The organism is Oerskovia sp. Root918 (genome assembly GCF_001428945.1).
In the GTDB taxonomy this organism is placed as follows: Bacteria; Actinomycetota; Actinomycetes; order Actinomycetales; family Cellulomonadaceae; genus Oerskovia; species Oerskovia enterophila.
On sequence record NZ_LMJG01000003.1, the window covers coordinates 84413 to 98979 of the forward strand.

Below are 14567 nucleotides of genomic sequence, written 5' to 3' on the forward strand. Positions count from 1 at the left end.
GCGGCACTACCGTGACTCCACGCGCTCGGGGTCGTCGGACGCGCACCGCGCGTCCTCACCCGGGTGAGCATCGTGGCCGGAAGCCCGCACCGAGGGGTGAGCAGCGCCGTCGGGCAGGGTGGTGCCCCGGCGCGCGCGCCGCACCGACTGCCGCGTCTCGCCCCGCGTCCCGACGAGCAGGACGACGACCACGAGGATCGCGGCGCCCGTGGCGACCACGCCGTCCCGCGACTGGAAGAAGCTCACGACGTAGCCGCCGCCAGGGATCGTCAGGAGGTGCTTGCCGGCCACCGTGACGCCGTAGGTGTACGGGTCGTCGACGTCGTTGGCATCGCCGCGGAGCGTGAGCTCGCGCCCCTCGGGCACGCCCTCGACGACGGCGACCTCGACCACGCGGTGCGTGACGAGCTCGGTGCCCGTGCGCTTGGGGACCGTGACGACGTCGCCCACCACGATCTCGCTCGCCGGGGTCATCCGGCTGAGGATGAGGGAGCCGGTCGGGATGCCGGGCTCCATCGAGCCCGAGACGACCACGAGCGACTTCACGTCGAACGCGAAGGACGCGCCCAGCAGCAGGACGCACACGACGCCGATCGCGGCGGTGACGCTCAGGACCGCGTCGCGCAACCACACGAGTGCTCTCATGGCGCGACCTCCTGGCCGGCCGCACCTGCGGCCGGGACCGACTCGGCACCGAACGCGAGGCGCATCCGTGACGTGGCGCCGTTGTAGCCCTCGCTCTCCGGCGTGTCCGGGTACGCGACGAGCACTCGCAGGGTGCGCACGCTGCCGTCGACGCCCGGAGCCCACGGCGAGCCGTCCGCGAGAGCGGACGTGCCACGGGCGGCCAGGGCGAACGGGGCCGTCGCCGCCGCGAGGCCGTCCGCCGTGACCTCGCTGGCCATCGGGTCCGCACCGTCGCCTGCGAGGACCTCGCCTGTGTCGGCATCGAGCACGGTCCAGCGGTACAGGCCGATCGGGTCCTTGCCCCCGGTCGCGGCCTCGTCGTGCAGGTCCTCGACCCGGAACGAGACCAGAGCGTCGTACGGCCCGTTGTTGACCACGGGGACCACCGTCTCCAGGACGGTGCCCGGGAGGAACGTCCCGGCCCCGTCGACGGCCCACGCGAGCCCGTCGCCGTCGGCCTGACGCAGCACGCCGTCGCGGACGAGCGCGATGTCGAACGCCTCGGGGTTGCCGACACCGCGCGACTCGACGTTGAGGTTCGCGGTGTCCTGGAACGAGGCGCCCGTCGCTCCCACCGAGCCACCCACGAGGAAGGCACCAGCACCGGCGACACCGACGACGGCGAGCGCGCCGAGCGTGCGGGCGGCCCGACGGCGTCGACCGCGCGTGGCACGGAGGTCGGCACGGGTCGCCGCACCGGCGACCGAGGTGCGCGCAGTGCGCCCGACGCCGGTCACGGTGTCACCTCGACCTGGTGCGCGGGCCAGACGTAGAGGCCGTTGGTCGCTCCGGTCGACGTGACCGAGCGAGCGCACGCGGCGTAGGTCAGCCCACCGCACGCGGCGCCGAACCCGTTCTCGCCCCAGGTCCACAGCGTGCCGTCCGCGAGCGTGTACGAGCCGACGTCCTTGGACCCGCCGACCTCGACCGCTGGGCCCTTGCCGCCGTCGTAGACCACCGCGAGGGCGTTGGTCGAGTTGATCGCACCGCTCGGGAGCCGGAACGCTCCGCCCCACAGCCGAGCCCCCCAGGCCTGGACGGTGCCGTCGGCCATGAGGGCGCGGCCCGTCTGGAAGCTCACCGCGACGTCCTCGACACCTGTCAGGAGGAGCTTGGGGTCACCCAGGTCCCGACCGTCGAGCGCGGTCCAGCTCCCTGGCGCGCCGCCGTGCGCGTTGTTCTCGGCGGAGCCCCAGGTGTAGACGTCGCCCTTCTCGGTGAGCAGGGTCCCGAACGCGTAGCCGCCGCCCAGGTAGGCGAGCCCCTCCGAGGCGACCAGCGCGGTGAGCGCGGGCACCTCGACGGGCGTGGTCACGTAGCGGTCCCCGTGGAGCCCGTTGCCGGCCCCGCCGCGGTAGTCGCGACCCCAGAAGTAGACGCGCGACGCGTCGTCGACCGCGTAGAAGCCCTCGTAGGCGGCACCGACGTAGACGAGCGCGCCCGTTCCGGCCGGGAAGGTCACGCGCGTCGGGTTCACCTGAGGCAGGCTGTTGCCGTTCCCGCGCTGGCCGAACGCGGGCGTCCCGGTGGTCCACACCGAGCCGTCGGCCTTGAGCCAGGCGTTGGCGTACTCGCTCGACGCCACGGACCGGACGTCGGTGTCGAGCGGCGTCCACGACGCGGGCACGGCGCCCGGGAGCCCGCCGTTCTCGTTGTAGCCGTTCGTGCCCCACGTCCAGAGCCGGCCGCTCGCGTCGATCGCCTTGTAGCCGTACGCGTTGGCGCTCACGTCGACCACGTCGGTCAACGGCCTGAAGAGCGAGGGCATCCGGACGGCCCCCTCACCTGCACCGAGCGCACCGCCCCCAGGGTTCGCACCTGCCCCGAGGAAGCCCCACAGGTAGAGCCGTCCCTCGACGATCGCGGCCGTCGTGTCGACCGCGTTGGCCTGACGGATCGCGGCGACCACGGGCGGGACGTCGGCAGTGAGCGCACCGATCTCGGCCCGCGCCTCGTCGGTGTAGGCGGCCGTGGTGAGCTGGACGGTCCCGAGCAGTGCGGTCGCGACCAAGGTCAGCGCGCCGGTGGCGGCGGCGACGCGGCGGGTGGCGGCGTTCATGGGGTCCTCCTCTTCCGGGTGGAGACGTAGGCGGTGGTTCCTGCACCGATCAGGACGACGGCGAGCGTGGCGAGGAGCATGACGCCCGCTCCGGTCGAGGCCAGGCCGCCACCGGGGATGCCGGGCGCCCCGGGCTCTCCCTCGCTCTGGGCGGTCGCGACGAAGCGGAGCGTGACGCTCCCTTCCGCGCCGCGGTACTCGTCGCCCGCCTCGGCGGGCATGGCGGCCCGCCCGTGGACGACGTACTCGCCCCCGGCGGGCAGCTCGGGCAGGTCGACGGTCAGGTCGCCCTGCCCGACGACGTCGCCTCCTTCGAGGAGCACGTCGCCCTCGGGCCCGACCACGAGGACGTCGAGCGGGTGCTCGCCCTCGAAGAGCGCTCCCCCGAGGCCGGCCGCCGTGAGGGTCAGCGGTACGGCGCGGTCGGTCACGTTCCGGGCGGTCATGGTCCACTCGACCGAGCGGCCCGGAGCAGGGGCCTCGACGACCACGCTGTCCGGGTCGACCTCGATCAGGTCGCCGGCTGCGGCCGCGGGCTGCGACGTCACGGCGAGGCACAGCGTGGTGAGGACGAACGCGAGCACGGCGAGGAGGATCGTGCGGTGAGGTCTGCCGGTCATGAGGTGCTCCCGGTGAAGGCCATGCCCACGCTGGTCGACCTACCGTGGTAGACCGATCGGGTGTCGGGGGACAGGACTGCGGAGACGTGCACGGTGCGGTGCTCGTCGGTCCCGAGCGCTCCCAGGTCGACCGCGAGGTCGGCCGCAGGGACGTCGCGAGCCACGACGGACCCCGCGACGGTGACGGTCACGAGCAGGCGGGAGTACACGTCCGGGTACTGCTGGGCGCCCAGCACGAACGGCTCGTCGAGGGGGTCGTACAGCGTGAGGTGCACCGCGCCGGGCGCCGCGTCGTTCACGACGTCGACGCGCCACTCGACAGGGACCGTCCGGCTCAACGTGCCGTGCGTGGTCTCGACCACGAGCGCGTCGGGGCTGCCCTGGCCGGTGGTCACGTCGCCCGTGGGGCTGAGGGTCTCGAGCGAGATGTCGTAGGAGCCGCCGGTCTCGATCACGGCCGAGGCCTCGTCCGTGAAGCCCGCGACGGTCCCGCCGATCGAGCCCACGAGGACCGCGCCGGCTCCGGCCCCCACGAACGCGATCAGGGCGGGACGCGGACGACGGGTCGGACGACCGGCGGCCCGGTGCGCGCCTGATGCGTTCCGGTCAGTCATTCTGGGCCTCGAATCGGAGCTGGATGGCGGACGTCGCGTCCTGCCACTGGTTGTCGAGGTCGGCGGGCAGCGCGACCGTCACCTCCAGGAGGTGCATCTCGTCGGGGGCCCAGGACTCGGTCCACTCGTGGGTGGCGGCCGCCAGGGCAGGGCCGTCGAGGTCGTCGACCAGCACCTCGCCGTCCTCGACGATCGTGAAGCGGAGCTGGCTGAAGAGCTCGACCGGGCGGCCCGTCGCCGGGTCCGTCGCGCCCGAGCGGTCGTCGGGGTCGGTGACCGTGAGAGCGACACGGGCCGGCAGCCCGGGAGACGTGTTGAGCGCTGCGACGCGGAACGTCAGCTGCCCGCCCGGCCCGATGACCTGCGGGCCACCGGGACGTGCGCCGGAGCCGGGGTCGGCCCCCAGGACCACGTCGTACGCGTCGGGGTTGCCGTGCCCCCAACTTGCCGGGTGGGGCGTCCAGCCGGGCTCGAGCGAACCCGCGACCATGATGTCGAAGTCGTCGCCCTGGGCGAACCGGACGTCGACCGTGTCGGAGTCGACGACCATGGCGGACGTCGCAAGGGTCACCACGCCGAGCAGCGCGCCCCAGGACCAGATCTTGCGGTGCATCGTGACCCTCCTTCCGAGAGCGGACCGGCCGGTGGCCTGCGCCACCGGCCGGTCGTGCGGGCTCGCTACGGGAGGACGACGGATGCGGCGTCGAAGTGCGCCTGCACGTAGGCCACGCCGCCGTTGAGCGCGGCGTTGGCCTCCGTGCCCTGGTCGGCCAGCGTGATCGAGAGCGTCAGCTGGTCGGACGCGCCCGGTGCCAGGGTCACGGGGGTGAGGGCCGCGGACTCGGCCAGCTCGTCGAACTGGTCGAACGTCAGGTCGCTGACGATCGCGACGCCGTCGCTTCCCGCGACCGAGAAGCGGAGCGCGGCAAGATAGGCGGGGTCGGACGTCTTGCCCGGGACTTCGTTGACCCAGAGCCGGAGGTCGGCCCCGAGCTTCTCCGAGTCGTTCCTGTAGGGCAGCGCGACCGAGATCGTGTCGCCGGGCGTGATGGTGTCGGCGCCGGGCACGGCGATGTCGACGCCCTCGGCCGTGTCGGCCTCCTGCCAGGTGCCCGGGACGGGGATGCCGTCCACGTCGGTGCCGACGACCTGGATGTTGAACGCACCGGCGCCGATCCCGGAACCGTCCGTGCCGCCGCCGAGGTTCAGGTTGGCGAAGTCGGTGAAGGCCGCCGTGGTGGCGAGCGCGCCGATGCCGACGAGGGCGCCGATCGAGTAGAGGGTCTTCTTCCGGGTGCTGCTCTTGGCCGTGGTGCTCACGAGGGGTGCTCCTCCAGGAACGGGGTGGTCGCCAGTCGACCCGTGGGTCGTCCCGGGAGGTGTCCCGGGGGCTGATGACGACGACGCTAGGAGTGCACTGAATACTCACCACGCGGTAAGGATGAGGTGCTGAGCAATTTCTCACCCGGCCCCCAGCCCGGTGGACGCACCGCCTGAGTAGCGCCCTGGGTACTGCGGACGCACGCCCCTGAGCACCCCCTCGAGCGCCCTGCGGTGGACCTCGGGGACGGCCGGGCGACACGGGCCTGGGCCCGGGGGCCGGCACCCGGACGCCGGGCCCGGGCGCCGGCCTCACGCCGTCCCGATCGCCTCCTCGACGCCCAGCTCGAGCAGCAGCCGCCGCCGGAAGTCCCCGAAACCCGGCACCCCACGCCGTCGCGGCCGGTCGAACGGCACCTCGAGCTCGACCCCGACCTTCCCGTCCTGGAGCACGGCCACGCGGTCGGCGAGCAGGATCGCCTCGTCGACGTCGTGCGTCACGAGCAGCACGGCGGGCTGGTGCTCGTGGCACAGCTCGGCCACGAGCGCCTGCATCCTGATGCGGGTCAGGGCGTCGAGCGCCGCGAACGGCTCGTCGAGCAGGAGCAGGCGCGGGTTGCGCACGAGGGCCCGGGCGAGCGCGACGCGCTGCGCCTCTCCTCCGGAGAGCGTCGTGGGCCAGGCGGCCTCACGGCCCCCGAGGCCCACCTCGGCGAGCGCGGCCGACGCCGCGGCGCGCCGGTCGCGCGTGGAGCGCTGCCCGAGGATCACGTTGGACCCGACCCGCTTGGACGCGACGAGCCGCGGCTCCTGGAACACCACGGTCCGCTCGGCGGGGGCCTCGACGGTCCCGGTGTCGTGCTCCTCGAGCCCGGCGAGGATGCGCAGCAGCGTCGTCTTGCCGGAGCCGCTGGCCCCGAGCAGCGCGACGAACTCGCCCGGACGCAGCGTCAGGGAGAAGTCCTCGAGGATGGTCCGGTCGCCGTACGACTTGGTGACGTCCTGCACCCGGACGGTCGGCGCGGCAGGGTCGTGCACGGTCCGGACGCTCATGGCTTTCTCCCGAGTCGCTTGTAGGGCAGCAGGACGCGTTCGAGGAGCCGCACGACCAGGTCGACCGACAGCCCCCACACCGCGTAGATCAGCACGCACACGACGAGCACGTCCATCTGGAAGTACTGCTGCGCGGAGACCATGAGGAACCCGATGCCGCGCGGCGCGTTGGACATCTCCGCGACGATCAGCGCGAGCAGCGACACCGACAGGGACACTCGCAGCCCGACAAGGACCGACGGGATGGCCTCGGGCAGGATCACGTGCCGCACGAGCCCCAGCCCGCGCAGCCCGAACACCTTGCCCGCCTCGAGGATCTTGCGGTCGACGTTGCGCACGCCGCTGTGGGTGTTGAGGTAGAGCGGGAACAGCGCGGCGGCCGCGATGATGATGATCTTGGGTCGTTCGTCGATCCCGAACCAGAGGATGAGGAGCGGCGCGATCGCGAGGAACGGGATGGTGCGCAGCATCTGGAGCGTGGGGTCGAGGAGCTGGTCGCCCAGGCGGAACAACCCGGCGACGACGCCGAGCGTGAGCCCCAGCAGCCCGCCGATCGCGAAGCCCACGGCCACGCGCCCGAGCGAGACCGACAGGTTCTCCCACAGCACGCCCGTGCTCACGAGCTCGACGAACGCGTCGGCGACCTGCCAGGGCGCGGGGAACTGCTTCTCGTCGATCCACCCCTGGGCCGAGCCGAGGAACCAGAGCGCGAGGATCGCGGTGGGCACCGAGGCGCGCAGCAGGACGTCGCGCGGCGAGCGCCGCTTCCTGCCCGACGACGTCGCACCGGTCCGCGCGCCGGCCGCCCCCGGGGCCGTGGTCGGCACCGTACCGACGGCTGTCGCTGTACTGACCGGGGACGCCTCCGCGCGGGCGCGCGACGTCGTCGTGCCGGTGGTCACTCGACACCCCACGTGCTGACGTCGAACGCCTTCGGGGCGGCGCCGGAGCTGACGAGGAAGTCGAGCGTCGACTGCACGGTCTTGAGCCCGTCCGGGTCGATCGCCTGCGTGCCGTACTGCCAGAGCTCGGCCTCCTTGACGACCTCGACGGGCGAGCCCGTGGCCTCGAAGACCCACTGGGCGTAGGCGTCGTGGTCGGCCTCGATCTTGGCCACGCCGGCCTCGGTGACCTCCCAGACCGCCGCGGCGAGCTCGGGGTTCGCCTCGTAGGTCTCGCGCGAGGTGAGCGAGACGCTCGTCGCGAGCAGGTCGGGGTCGTCGACGCTCGCCTTGGACAGGACCGGGAAGTCGTTCTGCAGGCGCCAGATCCCGGCCGTGGTCGCGGGCACCGGCACGGCGTCGATGTCGCCGCGCTGGAGAGCGGGCAGGGCGTCGGCGAACAGGAGGTTGACGAGCTCGACGTCGCCCAGGACCCCGGCGCGCTCGAGGACCGCGCGGCCGTACTTGTCGAAGTTGGAGCCGAACTGGAGCCCGACCTTCTTGCCCGCGAGCTGGTCGATCGTCGTGACGCCGCCGGTCCGGGTGAGGAACCAGATGTCGGAGGACGGCTTGGCGATGACGAGCGCCGGGACGTCGAGGCCGCTCGCCTTGGCCTGCGTCGCCGGGGTGTCGCCGATGAAGCCGACCTGGATGTCGCCCGTCTGGAGGGCCTGGACCACGGGCGGCCCGTTGTTGAACCCGACGAACCCCTCGTACTCGTACCCGTGCTCGGCGAGGATCGCGTCGGCGATCCCGGTCTCGACCGCGTACCCGAACGGCCCGGTCGCGACGGGCGTCTTGCCTGCCACGCCGTTCCAGGGGCCGCCCGTCGTGAGGGGTGCGAGCTCTGCGCCCGCGCTCGCACCGTCGCCCGACGGCGTCGCGGCCTCGGACGTGGAGCAGGCCGCGAGCGCGGCGACGAGGGCGACGGACGCCAGGGCGGCGAAGGTGCGGTTCCGGCTCATGAGGGGGCTCCTTGGAGGTGGGTCGTGGTGCTGTCGGTGTGGACGGAGGTGTGGGGGCGTGCACCGTCGGCGGGGGTGCCGGCTGGTGTCGTGCCGTCGGCGTGGTCGCGCGACCCCGAGGTCGGGGCGAGCGCGGTCGGGGCGAGCGCGGCCGCGCGGTGGTAGTCGACGTCGGAGGACAGGACGGTCTGCGCGGTGGCGCCGGCCACGGTGTCGGTCGGCGCGTCGGCGCTCTCTGCAGCACCGGAGCTGCTCCCGCGCGGCGCCCGCCGCCACCCGACCCGGTCCCGGTAGAGACCCAGGAGGTCGCGGTCGAGCAGGTCGGCCTCGTCGAGGAACGGCGACCCGGCCGGCTCGGGCGTGCGCGACGGAGACACGAAGATCGCGTCCTCGGGGCAGTACGCCTCGCACTGGAAGCAGGTCTGGCAGTCCGAGTGCCGCGCGATGGTCGGCACCCCGCCGTCGACGGACTCGAAGACGTTGGTCGGGCAGATCCGCACGCAGATGTCGCACGACGTGCAGCGCGCGGCGTTGAGGATCTCGATCATGACGCCTCCTCGGTCCTGGTCGGTGGGGTGGTCCGGCCGGGCGCACCGGCGCCGACCGCGCTCCCGGGCGCCCCGGCGCTCGTGCTGCCCGGGTAGGGCGCCCCGGCGGCGCCCGTCACGGGCGGCTCCGGGTCCGGCAGCACCCACAGGTCGCGCAGCCCTCCCGTGAGCAGGCGTCGGGCCTGCTGCGGGTCGGTGTCGGGGAAGTCGGTGCGCGTGTGCATGCCGCGAGTCTCCGTGCGGTGCAGCGCGGTGCGGTTGGCCCAGCGCGCCATCGCGAGCATCCCCGCGGTCTCGCGCGTGCGGATCGCCGTGGCGCCCCGCACGTCCGGAGGCACGAGCTCGGCGCCCGCGCGGTCCCACAGGTCGTCGAGCGTGTCGAGCGACCGCACGAGCCCCTGGTGGTGACGGAAGACCGACTTGTCGATCGGGAGCATCTCGTCGCGGACCGCGGCCGTGATCTCGCGCCATGCCCCCTCCCCGGCCGGGGTCGACCGTGGGAGGTGCGCTCCGTCGTCGGGACGCAGCCCCACCGTGCCCGTGGGCTCGAGGCGCTGCCCGCGGGACGACGGGCCGCGGTCCGCCGCCAGGGCGGCCGCCGCCCGGCCGGACCACGTGCCCGACGCCACGGCCCACGCCAGGTTGGGTCCGCCCGCGCCGGTCGCCGCACCGACCACACGGTCTCGCGCCGCGACGTCGCCCGCCGCGAACAGGCCCGGGACGCCCGTCCACGCGTCGCGGTCGAGCACGTGGACCCCGCCCGTGCCACGCACCGTGCCCTCCTGGACCCAGTCCATGGGGAAGCGCTCGGTGAACGGGTCGACCCCCAGCTTGTCCGTGACCATGAAGAAGTTGGGCATGGCCGCGCGCAGGGTCGAGCGGACCTCGGGCGGGAACTGGGTGAACTGTGCCGTGATCGTGCCGCGCAGCGAGGCGCCGAGCAGCTCGGCGCGGCTCTTGTGCAGGTTCTCGTAGGCGATGGGCACACCCTCGTGGTCCCAGTAGGAGGCCGTGACGAAGAAGCCGTTCTTGTCCATCGAGGTCCCGAACGGGACCATGCCGTAGAAGTTGGAGAACTCCATGCTCGACAGGTGAGCGCCCACCTCGGCGGCCATCAGGTGGCCCTCGCCCGTGTCGACGTCGCCGCCCAGGGAGTGGGACTTCCAGGTGGTGCCGCCCGTCGCGAGCACCACGGCGCCGCTCGCCACCCGCCAGGCGCGTCCGGTCTGGCGCTGGTAGCCCTGGGCGCCCGAGACGACGCCCGCGCCGTCGACCAGGAGCTCGAGCGCGGGGCTGTGGTCGAGGACCGTGACGCCGTTCTTCTTGACCTTGCCGCGCAGGAAGCGCAGGTAGTCGGGCGACGATCCCGAGAAGGACCGCTCGCCGGGGCGGCGCGCGAAGGGGTTCGGGGCGGGTGCGGGACCGCCGGCCCCGCCGCGGGTGCCGGTGCTCGCCGGGCGCGAGCGGCGCGTGCGCTCGTACCCCCAGCCGTCGATGAGCGCGGTGCGGTACCAGGCCTCGTCGAGGACGTCGTTGGTCCAGTCGCGGTCGGTGAGGTAGCCGCCCTGCTCCTCGCGCGGCGTGATCTCCTCGTCGCGGCGGTCGGCGTCGGGCGGGACGAGCCAGTGCCCGACGCCGGCCGTCGCCGCGACGCCGCTCGTGCCGCAGTAGCCCTTGTCGACCAGGACGACGCTCGCGCCCTGCTCGGTCGCGGCGATCGCGGACCAGGTCGCGGCCGGGCCGCCGCCGATCACGAGGACGTCGGCGTGCAGGAGCAGGTGCTCGGCCGAGTCCTCGACGAGCGTGGGACGGGGGGCGCGCTGGGTCGCTCGGGGCCGGGGGGACGGCGGGCCAGCGGGTGCGGTGGCGCGCACGGTGGCGGGTGCGGAAGAGGGCACAACCATGAGGGTCGCTTTCGGGGGCCGCGACGTGGTCGCGGGTGCACGGGGCGCCGGTGGGGTCGGCGCGGGGGCTGTGTCGTCGGGTCAGACGGGACGACAGCAACAGCCCGGCGCGGCGGCGCGGAGCGCGCGGTGCGTCAGCTCGGTGTGCATGAGACCGACGGTAGCTGAACTAGACCGAAACGGTCCAGATTGGGCTGGTGGCTGAGACAAGGTTGCGCAGTGTTAACGCGCGAACCGCCGACGGTGACGGCTCGTCACCCCCGGCGGCCATACCCGTCACCCCCGGCGGCCTTGCTCGTCACCCCCGGCAGGCGCGTGCATCACCCACGATGCTCGGCCTCTCCCCCACCACGCAGCTCGACCTCGTCACCGAACGGGCGCGTGACCCAGGCCTCCGAGTCCCCGACGAGGCGCGCGACGTCGTCGGGCAGCTCGCCCGACGCGATGTCCGCGATGGTGACCTGCTCCAGGACCGAACGCATCGCGACGCGCAGCGCGACCCACGTCTGCTGGAGCGTCGCCGCGGACGGCGCGTACGACGTGTCCTCGGGCTGGACCCCCGCGATGTTCGCGAGCGGACCGTCGATCGCGCGGATGACGTCCGCGACCGCGATCCGCGCCGGGTCCGCCGCGAGATGGAAGCCGCCGTCCGCACCTCGGCGACTCTCGACCAGCCCCGACCTGCGCAGCTGGTTGAGGATGCCCAGGAGGAACGACCCCGGGATGCCCTGCGCCTTCCCGACCCGCTCGGCGGTCACGAAACCCTCGTCGTAGGCGACGGCGAGCTCCACGCACGCACGGACGGCGTAGTCGATCTTGGCGGTGATGCGCATGGGCACAGTATGCCGAGGCCGTGTTTCCGATCCCGCAGGATTATCGGGTGAAGTGACGTGCGCGACGCCACCGGCCGCGGGTTCGGCCCCCGGGCCCCGCCTGTGCGAAGGTGCAGCGGTGACTTCGTACCGGGTGAGCCTCGTCGTCGGGATGCTGCGTCCAGGCGCTTCCCCGGAAGCCGTGCTGCCGGCGGCCGCCGCCGCGGCGCGCGAGCGGACCGAGGTCGAGTCCTACGACCTGGGGATCGTGAGCGGCGAGGCCCGCGTCACGGTGCGCTACCTCGCCGAGGACGACGACGAGGCCGCCGAGACCGCCCGCGCCGTGCGGGCAGCGGCGGGGTCTCTCGTCGAGGTGAGCGGCGCGGTCTTCACCCGGCGCTACGGGCCCCGGTGGCATCCTGTGCCGGGCGGCATCCACCGCTGACCTGCACCGCCGCCTCGCGCCACGCCGCGCGGGGCCCCGCCTTCTCACGGGGCGGACGGAGAGCGGACCCGCCCCGGGCTCGGACGCGCTCCACGCGGGGAGACCGTAGGTTGGACACATGCTTGCCGCCTACGTGACGCACTTCGACCAGCAGGACCCGCTCGCAGGACTGACCGTGGGAGACCTGCCCGCCCCCGAGGCGCGGGAGAACTGGTCCGTGGTGGACGTCCGGGCCGCGAGCCTCAACCACCACGACCTGTGGTCCCTGCGGGGCGTCGGGCTCCGGGCCGAGCAGCTGCCCATGATCCTCGGCACCGACGCCGCAGGCATCGCGCCCGACGGGACCGAGGTCGTCGTCCACGGCGTGATCGGCGCCGACGGTCACGGTGTGGGGCCGTCCGAGTCCCGGACGCTCCTGTCGGAGAAGTACGCGGGGACCCTCGCCGAGCAGGTCGTGGTCCCCACCAAGAACCTGGTCCCCAAGCCGCCCGAGCTCACGTTCGTCGAGGCGGCGTGCCTCCCGACGGCGTGGCTCACCGCGTACCGCATGCTCTTCACGGTCGCGGGGCTCGCGCCGGGCGACCGGGTGCTCGTGCAAGGAGCGGGCGGCGGCGTCGCGAGCGCGGCGACGCGTCTCGCGAGCGCGGCCGGGGTCGAGGTGTTCGTGACCTCGCGCTCGTCGGCCAAGCGGGCGCGAGCCCTGCAGAACGGTGCTTCTGCGGTCTTCGAACCCGGGGCACGGCTCCCCGCGCGGGTCGACGCCGTGATCGAGACCGTCGGTCAGGCCACGTGGTCGCACTCGATGCGTTCGGTCCGACCGGGCGGGACGGTCGTCGTCGCGGGGGCCACCTCCGGGGACGCGAGCCCCGCCGAGCTCTCGCGTATCTTCTTCCAGGAGATCACCGTCCGAGGCGTCACGATGGGCTCGCGCGAGGACCTCGCCGCCCTGCTGCGGTTCCTCGCGCGGACCGACGTGCGTCCGACGATCGACGAGGTCCTTCCCCTGCCGCAGGCCGCTGTCGGCCTCGCACGGCTCGACGCCGGGGAGCAGTACGGGAAGATCGTGCTGACGACATGAGCGACGAGGCCGGGGGCGGCTCGGGCAGCGTTCCGAGCGGCGACGCGGGCGCGACGTCGGGGGGCGGGACGCCCGCCGAGGGGCGCGCGGAGTCCGGACGGGCGGTGTCCGGGTCGGCCGGCGACCAGGCCTGGACAGGGTCCCCACGCATCGCCGCGGTCCGACGCCGCACCCGGGCGGTGAGCTCTCGGACCGTCTCCCTGGGTGCGCTCCGCCAGGCGGCGGAGGTCGTCGCCTCACCTCCTGCCCCCCTGGCCGGCCGCGGCGGCGCGACAGCACGGAAGCCGCGCTTCCGGCCGCAGCGCGGGCGCTGGCAGGAGGACGTCCTCGGGCCGGACTACCGGCAGCTCACCCTCCAGCTCACGCCCGACGACGAGGGCGAGGTCGTCGCGACCCTGGTCCGTTACGACCCACCGACCGAGGAGGCCGTGCGCCCTGCGCGCGCCGTGCTGTACGTGCACGGGTGGAGCGACTACTTCTTCCAGACCGAGCTCGCCGAGTACTGGCACGGCCAGGGAGCCGCCTTCTATGCCGTCGACCTGCGCAAGTACGGGCGCAGCCTGCGGCCCCACCAGACCCCTGGGTACATGGAGCACCTCTCCGAGTACGACGAGGACCTCGAGACGGCGCTCGCGACGATCCATGCCGAGCTCGGGGCCCATGCGGCGGTCATGCTGCTGGGACACTCGACCGGCGGACTGACGGGCGTCCTCTGGGCGAACCGGAACCCCGGACGGCTCCGTGGTCTCGTCCTCAACAGCCCGTGGCTCGAGCTGCAGGGCTCGTCGACCGTGCGGACCGTGTCGGCGCCGGCGATCCGGCAGCTCGCACGCTTCCAGCCCAAGGCCCCGCTGCCGAACATCGACGCGGGCTACTACGCCAGGACGCTCCGGGATCTCGAGAGCGGCGGGTGGGAGTTCAACCCCGAGTGGCGTCCTGTCCCGTCCTTCCCGGTGCGGGCGGGATGGCTCCGAGGGATCATCGAGGGGCACGCGACGGTGGCGGCGGGACTTGCCGTGAGCTGTCCGATCATCGTCCTCATGTCCGACCGGACCATCATCAGCCCTCGCTGGAGCGAGGACATGCGCCAGGCGGACATCGTGCTCGACGTCGAGCTCCTCGCCCGACGCGCTCCACACCTCGGTCCCGTGGTGACGATCGCGCGGATCGCCGGCGGGATCCATGACCTCACGCTGTCAGGTCACGCGCCACGGGCACATTTCTACCGCGAGATCACGAGGTGGCTCGCAGGCTACGGGTGGAGCTGAGCGGATTCGGTGACGCGCGGCCGCGCCGGGCGCTCGACGAGCCTCGAAACGCTGGTGACACCCGGGCGGCGAAGGCGCGCCTGTTGGTCGTGAGAACGCCTGAGCATGGAGATGCCCCGGGCACAGGTGTGCTCGGGGCTGGGTGTTCGGGGGTGTGCCAAAGGCCCACCCCGTGTGGGGTGGGCCTTTGGTGAATGGTTGTCCGGCGGCGACCTACTCTCCCACCCCGTCTCCAGGGCAGTACCATCGGCGC

At 73.3% G+C, this 14567-nt stretch carries 16 protein-coding genes; 3 read left to right on the forward strand and 13 right to left on the reverse strand.

Annotated elements, in window-relative coordinates; all coding sequences use genetic code 11:
* Positions 1–6 precede the first annotated feature (6 nt).
* From ASE27_RS05980 to ASE27_RS06040, 13 genes are all read right to left on the reverse strand, one after another.
* Complete coding sequence (locus tag ASE27_RS05980; RefSeq protein WP_082608600.1) at positions 7–645, reverse strand: signal peptidase I; 639 nt, start codon at positions 643–645, stop codon at positions 7–9.
* Entirely contained in the window at positions 642–1424 is a 783-nt protein-coding gene (locus tag ASE27_RS05985; RefSeq protein ID WP_056647506.1) for a hypothetical protein, read from the reverse strand. Before ASE27_RS05985 ends, ASE27_RS05980 begins: the two co-directional genes overlap by 4 nt.
* The gene (locus ASE27_RS05990; protein WP_056647509.1) at positions 1421–2746 is read right to left on the reverse strand and encodes a hypothetical protein; all 1326 of its coding nucleotides are present in this window, start codon (positions 2744–2746) and stop codon (positions 1421–1423) included. Before ASE27_RS05990 ends, ASE27_RS05985 begins: the two co-directional genes overlap by 4 nt.
* Positions 2743–3366: a hypothetical protein gene (locus ASE27_RS05995; RefSeq protein WP_056647512.1), complete on the reverse strand. Its 624-nt coding sequence runs from the start codon at positions 3364–3366 to the stop codon at positions 2743–2745. The genes ASE27_RS05990 and ASE27_RS05995 overlap by 4 nt, the downstream gene beginning before the upstream one ends.
* Positions 3363–3980 (reverse strand): hypothetical protein, encoded by a 618-nt coding sequence (locus tag ASE27_RS06000; RefSeq protein ID WP_157257404.1) that lies wholly within the window; start codon positions 3978–3980, stop codon positions 3363–3365. The genes ASE27_RS05995 and ASE27_RS06000 overlap by 4 nt, the downstream gene beginning before the upstream one ends.
* Positions 3973–4593 carry a hypothetical protein gene (locus ASE27_RS06005; protein WP_056647516.1) on the reverse strand — a complete coding sequence of 207 codons (621 nt, stop codon included), beginning with the start codon at positions 4591–4593 and terminating at the stop codon, positions 3973–3975. Before ASE27_RS06005 ends, ASE27_RS06000 begins: the two co-directional genes overlap by 8 nt.
* 65 nt (positions 4594–4658) lie before the next feature.
* Positions 4659–5300 (reverse strand): hypothetical protein, encoded by a 642-nt coding sequence (locus ASE27_RS06010; RefSeq protein WP_056647519.1) that lies wholly within the window; start codon positions 5298–5300, stop codon positions 4659–4661.
* 312 nt (positions 5301–5612) lie between these two features.
* Complete coding sequence (locus ASE27_RS06015; protein WP_056647523.1) at positions 5613–6353, reverse strand: ABC transporter ATP-binding protein; 741 nt, start codon at positions 6351–6353, stop codon at positions 5613–5615.
* Complete coding sequence (locus tag ASE27_RS06020; protein WP_200955898.1) at positions 6350–7255, reverse strand: ABC transporter permease; 906 nt, start codon at positions 7253–7255, stop codon at positions 6350–6352. Before ASE27_RS06020 ends, ASE27_RS06015 begins: the two co-directional genes overlap by 4 nt.
* On the reverse strand, positions 7252–8259 hold the full coding sequence (locus ASE27_RS06025) for an ABC transporter substrate-binding protein (RefSeq protein WP_056647526.1): 1008 nt from the start codon (positions 8257–8259) through the stop codon (positions 7252–7254). The genes ASE27_RS06020 and ASE27_RS06025 overlap by 4 nt, the downstream gene beginning before the upstream one ends.
* A complete protein-coding gene (locus tag ASE27_RS20575; RefSeq protein WP_200955899.1) occupies positions 8256–8807 on the reverse strand; it encodes a ferredoxin family protein in 552 nt (183 codons plus the stop codon). Before ASE27_RS20575 ends, ASE27_RS06025 begins: the two co-directional genes overlap by 4 nt.
* Entirely contained in the window at positions 8804–10705 is a 1902-nt protein-coding gene (locus ASE27_RS06035; protein WP_200955900.1) for an FAD-binding protein, read from the reverse strand. The genes ASE27_RS20575 and ASE27_RS06035 overlap by 4 nt, the downstream gene beginning before the upstream one ends.
* Positions 10706–11031: 326 nt before the next feature.
* A complete protein-coding gene (locus tag ASE27_RS06040) occupies positions 11032–11544 on the reverse strand; it encodes an Rrf2 family transcriptional regulator (RefSeq protein WP_056647529.1) in 513 nt (170 codons plus the stop codon).
* Positions 11545–11662: 118 nt separating this feature from the next.
* Between ASE27_RS06040 and ASE27_RS06045 the strand changes: the two genes are divergently transcribed.
* The 3 genes from ASE27_RS06045 (at position 11663) to ASE27_RS06055 (ending at position 14314) form a co-directional block, all read left to right on the forward strand.
* Complete coding sequence (locus tag ASE27_RS06045; protein ID WP_056647532.1) at positions 11663–11968, forward strand: hypothetical protein; 306 nt, start codon at positions 11663–11665, stop codon at positions 11966–11968.
* Between the two features lie 118 nt (positions 11969–12086).
* A complete protein-coding gene (locus ASE27_RS06050; RefSeq protein ID WP_056647535.1) occupies positions 12087–13046 on the forward strand; it encodes a zinc-binding dehydrogenase in 960 nt (319 codons plus the stop codon).
* Positions 13043–14314: an alpha/beta hydrolase gene (locus ASE27_RS06055; RefSeq protein ID WP_082608602.1), complete on the forward strand. Its 1272-nt coding sequence runs from the start codon at positions 13043–13045 to the stop codon at positions 14312–14314. Before ASE27_RS06050 ends, ASE27_RS06055 begins: the two co-directional genes overlap by 4 nt.
* Positions 14315–14567: the final 253 nt, after the last annotated feature.